The sequence below is a fragment of the Carboxydothermus islandicus genome, from assembly GCF_001950325.1.
Classification (GTDB): domain Bacteria; phylum Bacillota; class Z-2901; order Carboxydothermales; family Carboxydothermaceae; genus Carboxydothermus; species Carboxydothermus islandicus.
Genome location: NZ_BDJL01000093.1, coordinates 16,635 through 34,972, shown reverse-complemented (window position 1 = coordinate 34,972; position 18,338 = coordinate 16,635). Strand labels below are relative to the sequence as shown.

Genomic DNA, 18,338 nt, shown 5'->3' with positions numbered 1-18,338 from the left:
TTTAAATAAAGAGAGATGGAGGGAAACCAATGTCCAAAAATCAATTAAATCTGCAGGATGCTTTTTTAAATCAGGTGCGTAAGGAAAATGTGGGGGTTACAATCTTTTTAATTAACGGTTTTCAGCTTAAAGGTTTTGTAAAAGGGTTTGACAATTTTACTGTAATTTTGGAAAGTGAAGGAAAGCAGCATATGATTTATAAGCATGCAATTTCTACCATAATTCCCCAAAGGCCCGTAAGTACTTACATGGCAAAAGGTGGTAATGAGGAAAACACCCCTTCTTAGGGGTGTTTTTTAATGAGGTCGCTTAAGGTACATATTTTAAACCCTTGTCCTGGTAGTTTCGGCAGTACTTTTTTAAGGGCGGTGGCGGTTGGTTTTCCACCTTCATAACCAACGTGACCAATGGCGATACCCAGGTTCTTTTTTTGCGCGATGCTTTGTAGTTTTTGAAGTTGTTCAATGATGTTTTTTTCCTTTCTACCGTTAACTTCCAAGAAAATATCTCGCTTTAACACCACAACCCCAAATTCACTTCCCAAGAGGGGAAAAAGAGAATTGGGGGTTGTTTGACTGTCAATAAAAACTAAATTGTTTTTTTGACAAAAACTAAGGACAGTTTTTACTATTTTTTCATCTTCGCAGGCTTTGGAACCGGTATGATTGTTTATTCCAATTGCCCAAGGATTTTCTTTTAATGCTGCAGCCAATAGCGATGTTATTTCTTCTGGGGTTAGATTAACCCTAATTGGTTTTGGTCCAAGCCAGGAACGCTTATAGCTTTTGGGTTCCATCGGCATGTGGATAATAATATCGTTTCCACTCTGGTAAAGGGCTTTGGCTTCTTGGTGTGTATTGTTTAAAAAGGGCATTACCGCAGCAGTAAAGGGCTGTTTAAGTTTTAAAAAATCTACCAGACTATCGCTGTTATTTCCAAAGTCATCAATAACAATTAACAATCTGGATTCGCCTTTTATTTGAGAGATTTGCTTTTTTTTGTTTAAGCATTTTATAATTGAACTGGCAATTTCTTGACAAAGCTTTTTTAAAAAATCGCTATTTTGTAATCGTTTATCATCAATAAAACCTATTTCAATTAGTACTCCGGGGGTACCGGTAGAGAGAATTAAGAAATCGGCGATTTGGGGTGATTTTGCAACATTGTAAATTTTATTAAGAGAAGCCTGGATAATATTGGCAGCTTCGGCGTTTATGAGGTTTCTTCCGTAAAAAACTTGACCAAAATAATTTTTAAGAAAGTTCCCGGAATTAACGTGAATTGAGATAAAAAAGTCTGGGTTTAGGTTTTCGATGTATTTTTTCCGGTTTTCAATGTCCTTAAATTGGCGGGAACCAGGTCCCGGGTAGAGGTCTTTTAAATCGTAGTCACCGTTTCGAGTTAAGGTTACAATAGTGCCGGCTTTTTCTAAAGATTGTTTTAAATATAAAGAGGCAGTTAAGTTAAGATCTTTTTCTTTAACCCAGCTGTTAACTGCTCCCGGATCAATTCCACCGTGTCCGGGATCGATAACAATTAATTGAGGTTTAGAGTTCAAATTAGCATAAACGGGAAAATTTACACTCCAAAAAACGAGGAAAAAAAAAGGGAAAAGAAAAGTTTTTTCATATTAATAACCTCCTCTTTAATAATTTTTTAGCAAAAAGGGAGTTTTATTCCCTATTAAAGAGGAGGGGCGGTTATGAAAGTAACATTAATAAATTCTGTCAATACTGTTACTCCTTCAAAGGCCGAAATTGAAAAATTTGACCAGGCGTCTTCTTTGCTAAAAGAGCTTAATCGGATGGTTGGTTTGATTGAAGTTAAAGAGATGGTTTTTGAAATATATGCGTTAGCTCAGATTCACAAAAGAAGAGTTCAGGAAAAGCTTAAAACAAATAACTTTAGCTGGCATATGGTGTTTAAAGGAAATCCTGGTACTGGAAAAACAACGGTGGCCAGGATTATAGGTAAGCTTTTTAAAGAAATTGGTATTCTAACAAAAGGGCATTTAATAGAAGTTGAAAGGGCTGATTTAGTCGGGGAGTATATTGGCCATACTGCTTTAAAAACCCGGGAACAGTTAAAAAAAGCACTGGGAGGGGTCTTATTTATTGATGAAGCCTATTCATTAGCTCGGGGCGGCGACAAAGATTTTGGCCGGGAGGCAATAGATGTTGTGGTTAAGGGGGCAGAGGATTATCGGGACAATCTCGTTATTATTTTAGCCGGGTATTATGATGAGATGAATTATCTTTTGGAGCAAAATCCGGGGCTTAAATCCCGCTTTCCCATTGAGATAACCTTTCCCGACTATACCGATGAGGAGCTTTTTTTTATTGCTGAAAAGTTCTTGGAAGATTGGGAATACCGTTTTTCTTCCGAGGCCGCTTTTTATTTAAAATATAAATTAAAGCACCTTGACCAAAGTAAAAAAAGTAGTGGAAATGCTCGTTTAATTAGAAATATTATTGAAAAGGCAATAAGGCGACAGGCCGTAAGGCTTTTAGGTAAAAGTAAGGTAACTAAAGAAGATCTTTTAGTTTTGGAAAAAGAAGATTTGGAAAAAGCAATTTTGGCCCTTAATCTTTAGCAAAGGAGTAGAAAAGGCGATGCTGAAAATTCCTCAGGACGTTAAAACGCAGTTTGAATTTATAGATACGGTAGTTTACCAAAATGCTCATAAGGTGCAAAAAGCTTTTAGGGAGGCGCAAATTAGCTATTCCGATTTTGTATTCACTACCGGATACGGTTACGGCGATACGGCACGGGATAAGATGGAAACGGTTTTTGCCTCCTATTTTGGAGCCGAAGATGCCTTGGTAAGACCTCAGATTGTTTCAGGTACCCATGCGATTACCCTGGGGCTTTTTGCCGTCTTAAGACCCGGGGATGAGCTTTTAGTCTTTGGCAATCCTTATAAAACCTTTGAAGAAGTTATAGGTAAACGGGGTAAAAATCAAGGCTCATTACAGGAATGGGGTATAAACTATAAAATTTTACCTTTTACTACGAATCCCGAGGAATTAGAAGTAATTTTTCAAAACAACATTCAGGAAAATACTAAAATGCTTTTCATCCAGAAATCCCGAGGCTATGATCTTAGGCCAACTCTTTTAAATGAGGAAATAAAATTGATAATTCAAATTGCCAAAAAGTATAGTTCTAAACTTGTGGTTTTTGTTGATAATTGCTATGGCGAGATGGTAGAACCAAGTGAGCCCATTGAAATGGGGGCAGATTTAATAGCTGGTTCACTAATAAAAAATCTTGGGGCCGGCATTGCTCCAACCGGGGGTTATTTGGTTGGAAAAAAAGAGCTTATTGAACAGGCGGCATATCGATTGACGGCACCAGGTTTGGGTAAAGAAGTTGGACCTTCCTTGGGATTTGCCCGGGATATTTTACAGGGGGTTTATTTTGCGCCCAAAGTAGTTGGGGAAGCTCTTAAAATTGCCGTACTTTTGGCGTATTTTTTGGAGAAAACCGGAGTTGAGGTTTTGCCGGATGCTTATTCCAAAAGAGGCGATATTGTCCAAACTTTAATTTTCAGGGATAGGGAAAAAATGCTGAAATTTGTCCAAACGGTTCAAGAGTATTCTCCGATTGATAATTTTGTAACGATTGAGCCGGCATTGTTACCGGGTTATGATTCTCCGGTGGTTATGGCTTCGGGAAGCTTTGTTGCCGGATCATCAATTGACTTGTCAGCGGATGGGCCTTTTGTTCCTCCCTATGTTGTTTATTTTCAGGGGGGTATAGCTTTAGAGTATGGGATGCTCTTAATCGAGAGCTTTTACAGGAAATTTTCTTCAAATTATTTTTAAAAGTAAAAAAGGGATTTCCGGTTCATTGTCGAAATTATCATATCATAAAGAAATTCTATAATGCTTAAAATCATGAATATCGTTTGGGGAGTGGTTAAATGTCAAAGCTACGTTTTTGGTTAGCTATTTTTCTTGTAGTTGGGTTTGTGATTTTTTTTATAAGCCCGGTTTACTCGCAGGAAACGGTTATCTCGAAGCGTTTTGAGGTGAACCTTTTTCCTGAATACGATGAAACGGGTAATATTTTAGCTACCTTTTCCGGTATTATTTTTAATGAAGGTAATACAGAAATTAAAGAATTAAGTTTTCTTCTTCCGGCGGACACCAGCGTTGACAAAGTTGCTTTTGTCAGGGAAACCGGTGAACTTACTTATTTACCTTTTAATTTAGAAAATAAAGATAAAAAACAGCTGTCTTTAAAAATAATGTTAAATCCTGCTTTAAAGCCACAGGAAAAAATGAATCTTTTTATCCAGTTTCATTTTGGGAAACTTTCAGCGGCGGAAAAGAAAGTCGAAACAAATATTAAATTTCCGTTTTCCGTTAATGAGTTAAACGTAAAGATTTTAGAACCTCCCGGAGCTGTGTTTTTTAAAACGTCTCTTAAAAATGATCTGATCACCCAAACCCACGAGGGCTTAAAGCTTCATAATTTTACTTTAAACAATCAAAATGGTCTATCTTTCACTTTTTCTTACGTACGCAATGATACCACTCCGGTAGTGCCCAAGGAAGATTATCAGACTGCCTTAAACCGTTTACAGGAACAGGCAAAAGCTCAGCAAAATTCGAATCAAAAAAACAGTAATTCTTCAACTAATTCCAGCCTTATTGTGGGGACTATAATTATTTTAATGATCTTAATAATTGGTGCAGTTATCGCTTTTTACCTTGTAAATTCCAAAACTAAAAATAGCAGTGAAGTTATGAATAAAAAAGTATTAAAAAAGATGTTTATTGAAGGGAAAATAACTGAAGAAGAGTACCGAAAGCTTTTAAAAAAGGCGTTAGAACAGGAGGGTTAACATAATGAATCAAAGGACCAAAATTTTGATGGGAAGCGGTATCATTGTTTTTGCCATAGCGTTTCTTTTTATTTCGGCTTTCACTTCGTCCGGTACCAGCTATTCTCTGCAAGTTGATGAAGCGGTTTACAAGATTGTTTATGAAAACGCTGTTGACAAAAAAATGCGGATTGAAGGGCGGGTGTTGCCCGGATCTATATCCTGGAATGCGAAAGCTTTAGAATTAAAATTTATTATGATACCAATTAAAGGTTCGGAACAAACACAGTTACCGGTTGTATATAATGAAGTTAAACCTGATAATTTTGAACATCCGGAAGCGCAAATTGTGGTGGAAGGAAAATTTGATGGAAAGGTATTTAAAGCAGATACTCTTTTAGTTAAATGCCCATCAAAATACGAAAAAAAACAACAATAAATGCAGGAGGCAGGCGAGATGGATAACTTATTTTTGGCAAATGTTGGAAGCTTTGCTCTGGTTTTAGGATTTTTAATCAGTGCTTATGCAGTGGTAGCGGGGATAATTGCTATCCGCTCCAATAATCCTGCTTTGTCGGAGAGCGTAAAAGGTGCTTCAATTGCGATTGCCCTTACCACGACGATTGCTATTGTTATCATGGAAGTGTTTCTTTTAAGCGGTCAATTTGCCATTCAATATGTTGCTCATTATACCAGTTCGGACTTGCCCCTATTCTATCGTTTTTCCGCATTATGGGCGGGAAATGAAGGTTCCCTTTTATTATGGGCTTGGATATTGAGTATCTACAGTTTGGCCATTTCTTTAAATAATATAGTACCACGAATAAAACCAATTGCCTTGACAATTCTTAATATTAATAACTTATTTTTCTTATTTTTGTTATCTTTTATTTCCAAACCTTTTGTAATTTTGAATCCTCCTCCGGTGGAGGGAAACGGCCTTAATCCCTTGTTGCAAAATCCGGGTATGGTAATTCACCCCATAACGGTTTATTTGGGCTATGTGGGGTTTGCTGTGCCGTTCGCCTTTGCCATGGCGGCGGTAATCGCCAAGTACCCCGGGGATGAATGGATTAAAGTTACCCGGCGCTGGACGGTTTTGGCCTGGTTATTTTTAAGTTTGGGCAATTTGACCGGTATGGAATGGGCTTATGTGGAACTTGGCTGGGGAGGATACTGGGCCTGGGACCCTGTAGAAAACGCTTCTTTTATGCCATGGCTTACGGGAAGCGCTTTTCTTCATTCAGTAATGGTCCAAGAACGAAAAGATATGCTAAAAGTTTGGAATATTTTTCTTATCAGCATAACTTATGTTTTGACTCTATTCGGTACGTTCTTAACCAGAAGTGGAATATTATCTTCCGTTCATGCCTTTGCCGACCAGAGTTTGGGCCGTTATTTTTTGGTATTTACGGTGCTGGCTTTATTTGGCTCTTTATACCTTTTAATTGATCGTCTTAATTTTTTGCGGGAAGGAAAAGAATTTGAATCGGTTTTTTCCAAAGAAAGTAGCTTTTTATTAAATAATTTACTATTAGTAGGAGCAGCTTTTGCTACTTTTTGGGGGACAACCTTTCCGCTTTTTTCTGAACTGGTAACGGGAGAAAAGGTTACAGTAGGTGCTCCTTTTTTCAACACAGTGAATGTTCCGATATTCCTGGCTTTTATCTTGCTAATGGGAATTTGTCCGTTAATTGCCTGGCGGAAAGCTTCAGTTTCGCATATCCTTCGTAATTTTACCGTTCCCTTGTTTTTAGCATTGGCGGTTATCATTTACTTACTTGTCATAGGAATTAGAAAACCATGGGCGGTTGCATCCTATTTTATTAATTTCTTTGTACTTTTTGCTACATTATATGAGATTTTTAAAGGGGTTAAGACAAGGGTTAAACTTACCGGTGAAAATTTTGTAAAGGCTTTAATAAACCTTTTTGTAAAGAACCGGAGAAGATACGGCGGTTACATCATTCATATTGGTTTAGTCTTGATTGCCATTGGTATTACCGGCTCATCCCTGTATGATATTGAAAAAAATGTAACTTTAACTACCAATGAAAAAATTACAATTAAAAATTACACTATTGAATTTAAAGGGTTAAGAGAGGTTCGAATGAACAATGTTGATGCGGTAGTTGCCGATATTGATGTCTATCAGGATGGGAAGTACCTTACCCGTCTAAATCCTTCCAAAAACTTTTATCCTAATGAACCAAACCCCACCAGTGAGGTAGCAATAAAAGGTTCGTTAAAGGAAGACCTGTATGTGGTTTTAGCTGGCTGGGAAAACCAGGATACGGCAATTTTTAAAATTAAGGTCAATCCATTAATTGCCTGGATTTGGATTGGCGGTTATTTCCTCATTTTTGGTACTGTTTTTGCCCTCTGGCCGGGTAAAGGGGCGGAGATGGGGCCCAGAGTTATAAGTGGACTAAGTTTAGCTAAGGAGGCAGAATAATGGCCATTGTAATTGATATTTTACTCTTGGCATTATGTGGCTTTTTGGTAATTTATCCCTTTTTTATAAAATCCACCGATGAAACAAAGAGAACCGCATCTTTAAAAGAAAAGCTCCTAAGGGATAAAGAAGCGATTTTTAAAACTCTAAGCGAGATCGAGTTTGACTATCACATGGGGAAAATTGCCAGAGAAGATTATGAAGAGTTAAAAAGCCGTTATGTAAAAGAAGCAAGTTTGGTTATAAAAGCATACAATGAGCTTTTAAAAGATAAAAAACAGTCCAATTTGGAAGATAAAACACAGGTGGAGCGGGATATTGAAAAAGAGATCGAAGAAGAACTAAAAAGACTTCGCAACAAAAAACGGAGGGGTTAGATGAAATATAAAGGAGTTGTCACTCTTAAAATTTTTCTAATTTTAGCCCTTTTATTAAATGTTTTTGCCCCATCGGCTTTGGCCGAGGAAAAACCTGTAATTAAGTTAAATCACCTGTTTATTAACAAAAACGGTGGAAAGCTTAATATTCAGCAAATTATGCAGATAGATATCCCCAAAGGTTATCAGGAAGAGCATAACGGAAAAATTGTTCGGGTTTTTATACCCTTGCCCGATGGTTTTGGTGATTTACAGGTTAGCGGTTTCAACAACGAGCAATATTTAAAGTTTGATAATGGTTTGGGAATAGTTTCTGTTGGCGAAGAATCAGTAAAACTTAGTTTAAACTACTCGTTGCCCTTTACCGATAAACAGAATATAGTTCTAATTTTTCCCTACACCTGTGATATATTTGCGGTTTTAACAACTCCCGGGGAACTGGTGGTAAACAGTGGGGATTTAACCCCACAGGGGGTTCTGGAGATTAATGGTAAGTCGTTTGATGTTTACGCAACGGGAAATTTAAAAGAAGATGCCAGGATTAGCTTAAGCCTTACGGCGGGTCAGGGCAATTTGCAAAAAGCACCGCCGGTGTACAATGAAGGAACTACCAATTTGAAGTTTCACAGTCCGGAGCACATTCAGCGCTGGAAAAGCTCCCCCCTGGGCAATACGGACCCCCATCTCTGGTTGGTTTTCTTGCTTTTTGTGGTCGGAGGTATAGTGGTAGCTTTAGTAATGCTTTACCGAAGTAAACACGATTCTGTAGATGATGAGGAATTTTTGAAAAAAGTAAAACAATTAAAAGCCAAGGAACAGGAAATTCTGGCTAAAGTAGAGCTTTTGGAAGAAAAGTATGGTAAGGATGAGGTGACTGAAGAGGAATATCAGGAACTTTTAAGTAATTATAAAGAACAGTTAAAAAAGATTAAAATAGAGCTTAAAAAACTTTCCGAATAGGTGTAGGCCATGATTGAAGTACAAAATGTAACGAAAAAGATAGGGGATAAGGTAATTTTAAAAAATATAAGCTTTAACGTTGAAGAGGGCCAGTTTATAACGGTTCTTGGACCCAATGGTGCGGGCAAAAGTACGTTATTTAAAATTCTTTCGCTTTTAATGAAGCCAACTTCTGGTGTAATAAAAATTAATGGCATTGCCGTAAATGAGGGTGGTATTGCATTAAGGCAAAAGCTTGGAGTAATTTCCCATAATTCCTTTCTGTACGATTCTCTGACGGCCCGGGATAATTTGCTCTTTTACGGAAAAATGTACGGGGTAAAAAAACTTGAAGAGAGGGTAAGGGAAGTTATTCAACAGGTAGGATTGGAACTTAGCTTTTACCAGCAGGTAAAAACTTTTTCCCGGGGTATGCTCCAGCGCTTAGCTATTGCCCGCTGTTTGCTAAACGATCCGGAAATAGTCCTTTTTGATGAGCCTTATACCGGGTTAGACCAGCAAGCTATTGATATTTTAAACAATGTTTTAAAAACATTAAAACAAAGAAAACGAACCATTTTAATGATTACCCACAACTTCGAAGAAGGGGTCGAACTTAGCGATCGGATTTTAATTTTAAATCGCGGAGAACTGGTTTTCGATGAAGCTAATCTATATGATTTAAAGAGCTTAAAAGAAATATACCGAAAAAAGGTTGGGATTTCTGCATGACCTTTTTTAGAAAAGCATTAGCTATTGTGGAAAAAGACATAAAAGCTGAATTTCATTCCAAAGAGATGTTAAGTGTTATGTTAGTTTTTGCCTTAATAATGCTGGTAATTTTTAACTTTGCCTTTGATGTCAAAAAGCAGATTGTAAACGATATTTTTCCCGGAATAATTTGGATAACCTTTTTCTTTTCGGGTCTTTTAGGTTTAAACCGTTCCTTTTTTATAGAAAAAAATCAGGATTGTTTATTAGGATTAATGTTAGCTCCGGTGGATCGCAGTGTCATTTTTTTGGGGAAAATGTTAAGTAATTTTGTTTTTTTGCTGATTATTGAAATTTTAACTTTACCCTTATTTTTTATCTTTTTAAACATTCCTGTTCCCCAAAAATTTGGCTTTTTTTTGATTATCTTATTTTTTGGAAGTTTGGGATTTGTAGCCATAGGAACTTTTTTGGCTGCTTTGGCTGCCAACACCCGGGCAAGCGATATACTGCTACCTGTACTACTCTTTCCGGTGTTAATTCCGGTTATTTTAGGAAGTGTGGCGGCGACTAAAGGTGTTTTTTTCAATCTTCCCTTTAGCGAATGGAGTATTTGGCTTAAAATTTTAGGGGTTTACGACTTACTGTTTATTGTGGTACCTTTAATGCTTTTTGAAATCTTACTGGAGGTGTAATTGGTTAAGATGGAGAGGGGTAGAGTTTGGGATTATTTTTTGGGACCATTAGCCTACGTGGTTCTTTCGGTTGCTATTTACATGGTTTTTGTGGTTGCCCCCGAGGAGAAAATGATGGGGGTCGTGCAAAAAATTTTTTATTTTCATGTCTCGGCTGCCTGGGTTGCGTTTTTAGCCTTTTTTGTGGTCTTTGTCGGGAGTATTATGTTTTTAATTAAGAGGGATTATTTCTGGGATGGAATAAGCTTGGCTTCGGCAGAGATAGGAGTTGTGTTTACTACCATTGTTATTACCACCGGACCTATTTGGGCGAAAACGGTATGGAATGCCTGGTGGACCTGGGATCCTAAATTAACTACCGCAATTATTATGTGGTTTATCTATTTAGCCTACGTAGTATTAAGGCTTGCAGCGGGGGAGGAAGAAAAAACGGCTCGGTTTGCTGCGATTTTTGGCATAATTGGCTTCTTAGATGTTCCCCTGGTTTTTGCTGCCGGTCGCTGGTGGCAAAAGACTTTTCATCCCATTGTTTTTAATAACCCTTCGGGCGGATTGGACCCTGCAATGAAACCAGCTTTTTTTATAAGCCTGTTTGCCTTTACAATTTTATATATTTATTTGTTAGTAAAAAGCACAAGAATTAATTTAATGCAGCGGGAATTAAATCGTTTAAAGGATATGGTTAAGGAAAAAATTTACGGTTAGGGGGGCAAGAAGATGAGTAAATTAACTGCTTTAGCCTTAGCGTATTTTATTATTTGGACGTTAATATTTCTCTATACTGTGGTCTTGGGACAAAGGCAAAAGCAAATTAAACGGGAATTGGAGTTAATAAAAGAGGCTTTAAATAAAAGGAGTTAAGCCATGAAAAGGGCAATACTGGTGTTGGGAATTTTCTGGGGGATAATTCTGGGTGCCTTTTTTGGGGTTAATTATTTTGAAAAAAAAGAGGTGGAGCTTAATTTAGCACCGGAAACTTTTGCCGAAATGTATCGGGTAGAAGATATCAAGGGAAATGCAGCAATTGCCGCTGTTAATGATTTACATGGAAAGCTGATTGATATCAAAGCAGCTGAAGTTATTACCTATAAAAACTATCAACAGGAAGCCAGAATATGGATTTCAGAGGCCAATTCCGTGCAGGAGGCAGCTTACTTGTGTGAGCTTATGGACCGGAAAATAAAAGCGGCCATAGGTAAAAGTCCTTTTAGTTATCCAGAAACATTGGAAATTGGAGGATTAACAATTTATAAAACTTATGGCATGGGTAGAGTGCATTACTACTACCAAAGTAAGGATAAAGTATTTTGGCTGGAACTACCTGCAGAATTGCACCAGGATCTGTTAAAGGAAGCTTTAAAAATATGGAAATAAGCCAGCATAAAATGCTGGCTTATTTAATATCGTCTTAAAAGGCCTATAACTTTACCCAAAATTTTCGTTTCCCGGTTTATGATAATCGGTTCGTATTTTGAATTTGCAGGGATTAATTTAATTACTCCGTACACACTATCTTTCCAGAATTTCTTTACCGTAACTTCTCCTTCCAGGTAGGCGACAACGATGTCACCGTTTTCGGCTACTTCTTGCTTTTTTACAATTATCACATCGCCTGGCAGTATTCCTTCCTCAATCATACTGTCTCCCTTAATGCGCAAAGCAAATAACTCTTTTTCCGGAAATAGGGACTTGGGTATTTGCATTTCTTCTTCGGCATTTTCGATGGCTAAAGTTGGATAGCCGGCAGCAACATTACCCAATAAGGGAATGGATAAAAGCTCATCCGGTGTTTTTTCGGCCACAAGTTCTAAGGCTCGTGGTTTGGTTGGATTTCGTTGCAAATAGCCTTTGCTTTCCAAGTTTTTTAGGTGATGATGTACAGTGGAGGGAGAGCTTAATCCAACTCCCTGACAAATCTCCCGAATAGTGGGGGGATATCCATTATCATTTAGGTATTGCTTTATAAATGTGATTATTTTTTTTTCCTGGTGTGAAAGAACGGAGTTTTTCACGCAAAAATCACCTCATTTTTGTAGCTTTTAAGTTTATTATAATAATGTTTTGGGTTTTTGAAAACATAAGTTCGAAATTATTTTGCAGGAAAAGTTTATAATTTATAGAATAAAAATTTATAAAAATTAAAATGGAGGAATTAACAATGACGATTTATTATTTAGGAGAATTAGAGCCCGAGTTTTTAAAGGGTAAGGAAATAGTCAAAATTCAGGATGTGGAACAAGCGGTAATGGCGAATCCTGACTTTTTTATTGCCGATAATAAAGGGTTCAGTCAGATTACCCATTTAGTGCTTGCCAAGAAAATGCGGGAAGAACTTCTGAAAATTTTAGATTCTCTCCAGGAGGGTATTGAAATTGCCGACGAAAAAGGCGAAATTAAATACATTAATCAAGCGTTTACGCGCATAACTGGTATCGAAAAGGATGAAAGAATTGGCAAAAATATTTTTGAAGTTTCCCCCAATGGTGCCTTAGCTCAGGCTATTAAGTTAAAGAAGCCAGTAATTGGGCACCGAACTTTAGTGGGGGGAAGTAAAGCAGAAGTGGTATCAAATGCTGTGCCGATATTTATCGATGGAAAATTAAGCGGTGGAGCTGTAGTATTTCAAACGGTTACCGATATTTTAAAAATAAGCGAACAACTCAGTAAAACTCAGGAAATGCTTGAAAACTTTAGTCAAAAGCTTTCGGAGATTTCCGGTTGTCGTTACACTTTTAACGATATTATTGGAAGGGATGAAAAACTTTTAGAGGCCAAAAAAATAGCGAAAAAGGCAGCAAAAAGTGATGCCACGGTTCTTCTGTTAGGTGAAAGTGGAACCGGTAAGGAAATGTTTGCCCAGGCAATCCATATGGAAAGTAGTCGTTCTTCAAAACCTTTTGTTAAAATTAACTGTGCTGCTATACCTGAAAATTTATTGGAAAGCGAACTGTTTGGTTATGAAAAAGGGGCTTTTACTGGAGCAACCAAAACCAAGATGGGAAAGTTTGAATTAGCTCATCTGGGAACGATTTTTTTAGATGAAATTGGCGATTTAAATTTATTTTTACAGGCCAAGCTTTTGCGAGTTTTAGAAGATAAGCAATTTGAAAGGGTTGGAGGTATTGAAACTATTACTACCGATGTACGGGTAATTGCTGCTACCAATCGTGATTTGAAAAAGATGGTAGAGGAAGGAAAGTTTAGGGAAGATTTATATTTTCGTTTAAAAGTTATTGATATAGAACTACCACCGTTAAGAAAGAGAAATAAAGAAGATATTTTGCTGATAACAGAAAATATTATCGGTAAATTAAATCGGCGCTTTGGCAAAAAGGTAAAAGGATTAACGCCAAAGGCACAGGAGCTATTTCAAAATTATCCATGGCCCGGAAATATACGTGAGTTGGAAAATCTTTTAGAGCGAACAATAATCCTGGTGGATGATGAATATTTAGACGAGCATCATTTCTATGGCTATTTTTCAAAAGCTAATGAACCTCCGGTTTTGGAAAAAAGTTTCCCAATTAAAAAATTGACGGACATAGAAAAAGAGGTTATAAGTATGGCATTGGAGAAATATGGAAGGTCATTATCAGCAAAAAAAATGATTGCCGAAAAACTGGGAATTTCTCTTGCAAGCCTTTACAATAAAATAAAGCGATACAATTTGTAATTCTAAAATTTAAAATAAAAGTTATAATTTTTAAAAAATAGAAGTATGCTTCTTTTTTTTATGCCTGAAAATCGCTGGCATCATAATTGCTTGAAAGTACCAATAGGGAGGGATGGATAGATGCGTAATTTAGATGTAAATGAAATTAAAAATGCCATAAAAACATTAGTAGTTAAGGCGAATCAAGAACTAAGTACCGATATTTTGAATGCTTTAAAGGTAGCAGCGAACTATGAGAAAAGTGAAGTTGGTAAAAAAATATTACAGAGAGTTATTGAAAATGCTCAAATAGCCAAAGATGAAGAATTACCAATTTGTCAGGATACCGGTACAGCAGTAATATTTTTAGAAATTGGCCAGGATGTACACTTGGTAGGGGGAAATTTGCACGAAGCCATAAATCAAGGGGTTAGGGAAGGTTATACTGAAGGATATTTAAGAAAATCAATTGTAAAGGACCCTTTAAACCGGATAAATACCGGTGACAATACTCCAGCAGTGGTGCATATTGATATTGTTCCAGGAGACAGGGTAAAAATTACGGTAGCACCGAAAGGCGGTGGAAGTGAAAATATGAGCCAGCTAAAAATGTTAAAGCCTGCTGATGGAGTTGAAGGAGTAAAGCAATTTGTTATTGATACAGTTCGCCAAGCAGGTTCTAATCCTTGTCCGCCAATAATTGTAGGTGTGGGAATTGGAGGTACTTTTGAAAAAGCTGCCTTATTAGCAAAGAAAGCATTGTTACGGGAAGTTGGTTCTCAAAATCCCGATCCCTTTTACAACTCCCTGGAAAAGGAACTATTAGAGAAAATCAACAATTTAGGAATTGGCCCACAGGGATTGGGAGGCAGGGTTACTGCTTTAGCAGTTCACATTGAAACTTACCCAACCCATATAGCAAGCTTGCCGGTGGCAGTTAACTTAAATTGTCACGTTGCTCGCCATGAAACTGTTATTTTATAGAGGTGAGAGAGCATGATTAAGATTACTACACCTTTGAGCGAAGAGGTTATTGAGAAATTACAAATTGGTGATGAAGTTTTAATTAACGGTGTAATTTTTACTGCCCGTGATGCTGCTCACAAAAGGTTGTATGAACTTTTAGAAAAGGGGGAAGAATTACCTGTTAATTTAAAGGGGCAAATAATTTATTACGTAGGTCCTACACCGGCAAAACCGGACAGGGTTATTGGTTCCGCTGGACCAACCACCAGCGGGAGGATGGATAAGTATACCCCGCGCCTTTTGGATTATGGCTTAAAAGGAATGATAGGTAAAGGACTCCGAAGTAAAGAGGTGCAAGAGGCGATTGTGCGCAACAAAGCAATATATTTTGCGGCAATTGGAGGAGCCGGAGCTTTACTTTCAAAAACAATAGTTAAAAGTGAAGTGGTGGCCTATCCTGATCTAGGTCCAGAAGCAATTTACCGCTTGGAAGTGGTTGATTTTCCTGCAATAGTGGTTATTGATGCCCGGGGACAAAATTTATACGAGGTAGGTCCAAAACAATTCTTGAAAGAATAATTTTAGGCGATTTAAAAAAGAGGGGGATGGATGTGAATATTCTGAAACATGATTTGATAATTATTGGTTCTGGGCTTGCAGGACTTAGGGCGGCATTGGAAGCTGCGTTTTTATCGAAGGGCGAGTTGGATATTGCCCTTGTTAGTAAAACCCAGCTATTAAGACCTCATTCGGTTTGTGCTGAAGGCGGAACCGGTGCAGCTCTCCGGATTGACGAAGGGGATAGTCCGGAATTGCATGCCTGGGATACGGTTAAAGGAAGTGACTTTTTAGCAGATCAGGATGCGGTTTGGCGTTTTGTCGAATTAATTCCTCAAGAAATTTTGAAATTAGACCACTGGGGTATACCCTGGGCCCGCCGGGAAAACGGCAAAATTGACCAAAGACCATTTGGCGGTCACTCTTTTCCGCGAGCGGTTTTTGCGGCGGATAAAACGGGTTTTTTTGAAGTTCACACAATGTATGATAATCTTCAGCGCTTTTCCAACGTTCACCGTTATGATGAAGTGATGGTTACATCTCTGTTGATTGAAGATGGGGAATATAAGGGATTTACTGCCATTGATTTAACCAGAGGAGAATTTTTAGTTTTTCAATCCAAAGCTTTAATTATTGCTACCGGAGGGGCCTGCCGGATCTACGGTTTCACCACTTATTCATATACGGTTACCGGAGATGGAATGGCTATAGCTTATCGGGCAGGGTTACCGTTAAAAGACATGGAATTTGTGCAATTTCATCCGACCGGTCTTGTTCCCTCGGGAATTTTAATTACTGAAGCTGCGCGAGGTGAAGGAGGGTATTTAATTAATAACTTAGGGGAGCGTTTTATGGGGAAATATGCGGAAAAAATGATGGAATTAGCTCCCAGAGATATTGTTTCCCGTTCAGAAATGCAGGAAATTGAAGCTGGAAGAGGATTTACCCGGGAAGATGGTTTGTATTATGTTTTACTGGATTTAACCCACCTGGGCAGGGAAAAAATTAATGAACGACTGCCGCTAATCCGGGAAGTGGCCATAAAATTTGCGGGAATTGATCCGATTGAAAAACCTCTACCGGTTCGCCCGGTAGCCCATTACTCAATGGGAGGCATACATGTGGATATTGATGGGCAAACTCCGGTACCGGGGGTATATGCTGCCGGTGAAGTTGCCTGTGTTTCTATTCATGGAGCAAACCGGTTAGGTACCAATTCAACTGCAGAGTGCCTGGTATGGGGTGGTATCACTGGCGGCAAAGCTTATGAGTACGTAAAGAAACAAAAAGCATTTCCGCAATTACCGAAAGAAATGGTCCAACGAGAAGAAGCCAGAATCAAGGAAATATTTAATAAACCAAACAAAGAAAGCTTATATACAATAAGAAAAGAATTAAGGGAAATCATGGATAAAAATGTTGGAGTATATCGGGATGAAAAGGGACTATCTGCAGCCCTCAACAAGGTAAGGGAACTAATTCAGCGGTTTAAGGATTGCGGACTGGAAGATAAAAGTAAATATTATAATACCGATTTAGTTTCATACCTGGAAATGGAAAATATGTTGACCTTGGCAGAAATAATTGTTTTGGGAGCTTTGGAAAGAAAAGAATCCCGCGGAGGTCATGCCCGTAGAGATTATCCCAGCAGGGATGATGAAAACTGGTTAAAACACACATTGGCTTATTATACTCCTCAGGGGCCACGGCTGGAATACCTGCCGGTAAAGATTACCACCTGGAAGCCAGTGGAAAGAAAATACTAAGAGGAGGGGTTTTAGATGTATGACAATCGCCTGGGTATCAAGGGCAACTTTTATGCCGGAAAATTCGGAATTGAAAGATATTTATACAGTTTACACCGGATTTCCGGGCTTGGACTAATTATCTATCTTTTGCTGCATATTGTGGTAACTTCATTTCGGCTCGGGGGTTTTGATGCGTGGACAAGGGTTATGGGAACCGTTGATAATCCAATATTTAAATTCGGAGAATTCCTGGTGGTAGTGGCCGGAGTTTTTCACGGCTTAAACGGTTTACGACTTATACTTACCGAATTTGGTTACTTTATCGGCAAACCTGAACGGCAGGAGTATCCCTATAAATATTCAACTTTAAAACAACGGCCTTTAATGTATTTCCTGATGATTTTAGCGTTAGTAGGAATTGTTATAAGTGTTTACGATATATATTTGGCCTAAAAAGGAGGGGGCTTTGGTGAGTGAATCAAAATTATGGTTTTTATTCATTGTAGCTGCTTTAATCTTGCTGGTGTTTCTTGGAATACATCTGGGATATATGCATCTTGTTAATATTTTAGGTATTAGCGACCCTTTAGATTACCATAACGTAAAAGCTCGGGGACAGGATACCTTTTGGCTGGTAAGTTATCTTATCCTTTTAATAGCTGCTTTGTATCATGGAATGTATGGTTTAAGAACGATTCTTTTGGAATACTTTCCGCAAAACCTTAGAGTTATTAATGGCTTAATTGGGATAATTGGCTTTTTAGCTTTAATTTTAGGTAGTTACGTTGTAATCTATTCTTACATTGGGGGGTAGGGGAAATTGAAGGTAACCTTTAAAATTTGGCGATATGATCCTGCAAAAGATGTAAAACCGTATTTTCAAGATTATACTTTCGATGTAAAGGAAGGCATGACAGTTTTAGACTGCCTTTACTATATTAAAGAAAATATTGATGCCACGTTGGCTTTTAGAGCATCGTGCCGGATGGGCATCTGTGGTTCCTGCGCAATGTATATTAATAAAAAGCCGCGACTTGCTTGCGAAACTCAAGCTTTATCCCTCGGTACTGATGTAATAGAAATTGCTCCACTGCCAAATTATAAAAATATAAAAGATTTAGTTCCGGATTTAACTCCGCTTTTTGAGAAACATAAAAATGTCAAGCCATATATCATACCTGAAAACGAGCAAGAATTTTTAAATCCTACCGGAGAATATTCCCAGACACCGGTAGAACTTGAAGAATACCTGCAATTTGCCTATTGTATAAAATGCGGTGCTTGCCTTGCTGCTTGCCCTACGGTAGGTACTACACCTGATTTTCCCGGACCGCAAGCTCTGGCCCAGGCATATAGATATAATGCTGATAATCGTGATTTTGGGGAAAAGGAAAGAAAAATTCAGG

22 protein-coding genes are annotated in these 18,338 nt (G+C 37.9%); 20 read left to right on the top strand and 2 right to left on the bottom strand.

Features of this window, described 5'->3' with window-relative positions; translation table 11 throughout:
* Nucleotides 1-29: 29 nt before the first annotated feature.
* Complete coding sequence (hfq, locus tag ciss_RS09435) at nt 30-287, top strand: RNA chaperone Hfq (RefSeq protein ID WP_075866077.1); 258 nt, start codon at nt 30-32, stop codon at nt 285-287.
* On the opposite strand, the gene ciss_RS09430 is transcribed toward hfq, so the two are convergent.
* Nucleotides 284-1,558: a divergent polysaccharide deacetylase family protein gene (locus ciss_RS09430; protein WP_077177541.1), complete on the bottom strand. Its 1,275-nt coding sequence runs from the start codon at nt 1,556-1,558 to the stop codon at nt 284-286. The genes hfq and ciss_RS09430 overlap by 4 nt on opposite strands.
* A gap of 144 nt (nt 1,559-1,702) precedes the next feature.
* Between ciss_RS09430 and spoVK the strand changes: the two genes are divergently transcribed.
* The 12 genes from spoVK (at nt 1,703) to ciss_RS09370 (ending at nt 11,382) form a co-directional block, all read left to right on the top strand.
* Nucleotides 1,703-2,593, top strand: a complete 891-nt coding sequence (gene spoVK / locus ciss_RS09425; protein WP_075866076.1) for a stage V sporulation protein K — start codon at nt 1,703-1,705, stop codon at nt 2,591-2,593.
* Nucleotides 2,594-2,612: 19 nt separating this feature from the next.
* Nucleotides 2,613-3,827 carry a methionine gamma-lyase family protein gene (locus tag ciss_RS09420; protein WP_075866075.1) on the top strand — a complete coding sequence of 405 codons (1,215 nt, stop codon included), beginning with the start codon at nt 2,613-2,615 and terminating at the stop codon, nt 3,825-3,827.
* 98 nt (nt 3,828-3,925) lie between these two features.
* Nucleotides 3,926-4,852 (top strand): hypothetical protein, encoded by a 927-nt coding sequence (locus ciss_RS09415; RefSeq protein ID WP_075866074.1) that lies wholly within the window; start codon nt 3,926-3,928, stop codon nt 4,850-4,852.
* Nucleotides 4,853-4,856: 4 nt separating this feature from the next.
* The gene (locus ciss_RS09410) at nt 4,857-5,270 is read left to right on the top strand and encodes a cytochrome c maturation protein CcmE (protein WP_075866073.1); all 414 of its coding nucleotides are present in this window, start codon (nt 4,857-4,859) and stop codon (nt 5,268-5,270) included.
* Nucleotides 5,271-5,288: 18 nt separating this feature from the next.
* On the top strand, nt 5,289-7,286 hold the full coding sequence (locus ciss_RS09405; protein WP_075866072.1) for a heme lyase CcmF/NrfE family subunit: 1,998 nt from the start codon (nt 5,289-5,291) through the stop codon (nt 7,284-7,286).
* Nucleotides 7,286-7,663, top strand: coding sequence for a hypothetical protein (locus tag ciss_RS09400; RefSeq protein ID WP_075866071.1), 378 nt, complete (start codon nt 7,286-7,288; stop codon nt 7,661-7,663). Before ciss_RS09405 ends, ciss_RS09400 begins: the two co-directional genes overlap by 1 nt.
* Nucleotides 7,664-8,623 (top strand): hypothetical protein, encoded by a 960-nt coding sequence (locus tag ciss_RS09395; protein ID WP_075866070.1) that lies wholly within the window; start codon nt 7,664-7,666, stop codon nt 8,621-8,623. It abuts the gene before it with no gap.
* Between the two features lie 9 nt (nt 8,624-8,632).
* Complete coding sequence (locus tag ciss_RS09390; RefSeq protein WP_075866069.1) at nt 8,633-9,334, top strand: ABC transporter ATP-binding protein; 702 nt, start codon at nt 8,633-8,635, stop codon at nt 9,332-9,334.
* Nucleotides 9,331-10,008 (top strand): heme exporter protein CcmB, encoded by a 678-nt coding sequence (locus ciss_RS09385; RefSeq protein WP_075866068.1) that lies wholly within the window; start codon nt 9,331-9,333, stop codon nt 10,006-10,008. Before ciss_RS09390 ends, ciss_RS09385 begins: the two co-directional genes overlap by 4 nt.
* Before the next feature lie 9 nt (nt 10,009-10,017).
* The gene (locus ciss_RS09380) at nt 10,018-10,713 is read left to right on the top strand and encodes a cytochrome c biogenesis protein (RefSeq protein ID WP_075866116.1); all 696 of its coding nucleotides are present in this window, start codon (nt 10,018-10,020) and stop codon (nt 10,711-10,713) included.
* A 12-nt stretch (nt 10,714-10,725) separates the two neighbouring features.
* Nucleotides 10,726-10,869, top strand: a complete 144-nt coding sequence (locus tag ciss_RS13040; RefSeq protein WP_077177540.1) for a CcmD family protein — start codon at nt 10,726-10,728, stop codon at nt 10,867-10,869.
* A gap of 3 nt (nt 10,870-10,872) precedes the next feature.
* Entirely contained in the window at nt 10,873-11,382 is a 510-nt protein-coding gene (locus tag ciss_RS09370; protein ID WP_075866067.1) for a hypothetical protein, read from the top strand.
* 23 nt (nt 11,383-11,405) lie between these two features.
* Here ciss_RS09370 and lexA read toward each other — a convergent pair whose 3' ends face one another.
* On the bottom strand, nt 11,406-12,020 hold the full coding sequence (gene lexA, locus ciss_RS09365) for a transcriptional repressor LexA (protein ID WP_075866066.1): 615 nt from the start codon (nt 12,018-12,020) through the stop codon (nt 11,406-11,408).
* A 146-nt stretch (nt 12,021-12,166) separates the two neighbouring features.
* On the opposite strand from lexA, the gene ciss_RS09360 reads away from it, so the two are divergent.
* From ciss_RS09360 to ciss_RS09330, 7 genes are all read left to right on the top strand, one after another.
* A complete protein-coding gene (locus ciss_RS09360; RefSeq protein WP_235837285.1) occupies nt 12,167-13,681 on the top strand; it encodes a sigma-54 interaction domain-containing protein in 1,515 nt (504 codons plus the stop codon).
* Between the two features lie 120 nt (nt 13,682-13,801).
* Nucleotides 13,802-14,644 (top strand): fumarate hydratase, encoded by an 843-nt coding sequence (locus ciss_RS09355; RefSeq protein ID WP_075866065.1) that lies wholly within the window; start codon nt 13,802-13,804, stop codon nt 14,642-14,644.
* Nucleotides 14,645-14,656: 12 nt separating this feature from the next.
* Nucleotides 14,657-15,205, top strand: coding sequence for a Fe-S-containing hydro-lyase (locus ciss_RS09350; RefSeq protein ID WP_075866064.1), 549 nt, complete (start codon nt 14,657-14,659; stop codon nt 15,203-15,205).
* Nucleotides 15,206-15,231: 26 nt separating this feature from the next.
* On the top strand, nt 15,232-16,950 hold the full coding sequence (locus ciss_RS09345; RefSeq protein ID WP_075866063.1) for a succinate dehydrogenase/fumarate reductase flavoprotein subunit: 1,719 nt from the start codon (nt 15,232-15,234) through the stop codon (nt 16,948-16,950).
* A gap of 15 nt (nt 16,951-16,965) precedes the next feature.
* On the top strand, nt 16,966-17,385 hold the full coding sequence (sdhC, locus tag ciss_RS09340) for a succinate dehydrogenase, cytochrome b556 subunit (RefSeq protein WP_075866062.1): 420 nt from the start codon (nt 16,966-16,968) through the stop codon (nt 17,383-17,385).
* A gap of 16 nt (nt 17,386-17,401) precedes the next feature.
* Nucleotides 17,402-17,746, top strand: coding sequence for a succinate dehydrogenase/fumarate reductase transmembrane subunit (locus ciss_RS09335; RefSeq protein ID WP_075866061.1), 345 nt, complete (start codon nt 17,402-17,404; stop codon nt 17,744-17,746).
* A gap of 6 nt (nt 17,747-17,752) precedes the next feature.
* Nucleotides 17,753-18,338 (top strand): succinate dehydrogenase iron-sulfur subunit (locus ciss_RS09330; RefSeq protein ID WP_235837284.1); only part of this gene is annotated, 586 nt, incomplete at its 3' end.

What these genes read in the sequence shown, in the direction of transcription:
- hfq (WP_075866077.1), top strand. Translation starts at nt 30, where the DNA reads ATGTCCAAAAATCAATTAAATCTGCAGGATGCTTTTTTAAATCAGGTG.
- spoVK (WP_075866076.1), top strand. Translation starts at nt 1,703, where the DNA reads ATGAAAGTAACATTAATAAATTCTGTCAATACTGTTACTCCTTCAAAG.
- ciss_RS09420 (WP_075866075.1), top strand. Translation starts at nt 2,613, where the DNA reads ATGCTGAAAATTCCTCAGGACGTTAAAACGCAGTTTGAATTTATAGAT.
- ciss_RS09415 (WP_075866074.1), top strand. Translation starts at nt 3,926, where the DNA reads ATGTCAAAGCTACGTTTTTGGTTAGCTATTTTTCTTGTAGTTGGGTTT.
- ciss_RS09410 (WP_075866073.1), top strand. Translation starts at nt 4,857, where the DNA reads ATGAATCAAAGGACCAAAATTTTGATGGGAAGCGGTATCATTGTTTTT.
- ciss_RS09405 (WP_075866072.1), top strand. Translation starts at nt 5,289, where the DNA reads ATGGATAACTTATTTTTGGCAAATGTTGGAAGCTTTGCTCTGGTTTTA.
- ciss_RS09400 (WP_075866071.1), top strand. Translation starts at nt 7,286, where the DNA reads ATGGCCATTGTAATTGATATTTTACTCTTGGCATTATGTGGCTTTTTG.
- ciss_RS09395 (WP_075866070.1), top strand. Translation starts at nt 7,664, where the DNA reads ATGAAATATAAAGGAGTTGTCACTCTTAAAATTTTTCTAATTTTAGCC.
- ciss_RS09390 (WP_075866069.1), top strand. Translation starts at nt 8,633, where the DNA reads ATGATTGAAGTACAAAATGTAACGAAAAAGATAGGGGATAAGGTAATT.
- ciss_RS09385 (WP_075866068.1), top strand. Translation starts at nt 9,331, where the DNA reads ATGACCTTTTTTAGAAAAGCATTAGCTATTGTGGAAAAAGACATAAAA.
- ciss_RS09380 (WP_075866116.1), top strand. Translation starts at nt 10,018, where the DNA reads ATGGAGAGGGGTAGAGTTTGGGATTATTTTTTGGGACCATTAGCCTAC.
- ciss_RS13040 (WP_077177540.1), top strand. Translation starts at nt 10,726, where the DNA reads ATGAGTAAATTAACTGCTTTAGCCTTAGCGTATTTTATTATTTGGACG.
- ciss_RS09370 (WP_075866067.1), top strand. Translation starts at nt 10,873, where the DNA reads ATGAAAAGGGCAATACTGGTGTTGGGAATTTTCTGGGGGATAATTCTG.
- ciss_RS09360 (WP_235837285.1), top strand. Translation starts at nt 12,167, where the DNA reads ATGACGATTTATTATTTAGGAGAATTAGAGCCCGAGTTTTTAAAGGGT.
- ciss_RS09355 (WP_075866065.1), top strand. Translation starts at nt 13,802, where the DNA reads ATGCGTAATTTAGATGTAAATGAAATTAAAAATGCCATAAAAACATTA.
- ciss_RS09350 (WP_075866064.1), top strand. Translation starts at nt 14,657, where the DNA reads ATGATTAAGATTACTACACCTTTGAGCGAAGAGGTTATTGAGAAATTA.
- ciss_RS09345 (WP_075866063.1), top strand. Translation starts at nt 15,232, where the DNA reads ATGGATGTGAATATTCTGAAACATGATTTGATAATTATTGGTTCTGGG.
- sdhC (WP_075866062.1), top strand. Translation starts at nt 16,966, where the DNA reads ATGTATGACAATCGCCTGGGTATCAAGGGCAACTTTTATGCCGGAAAA.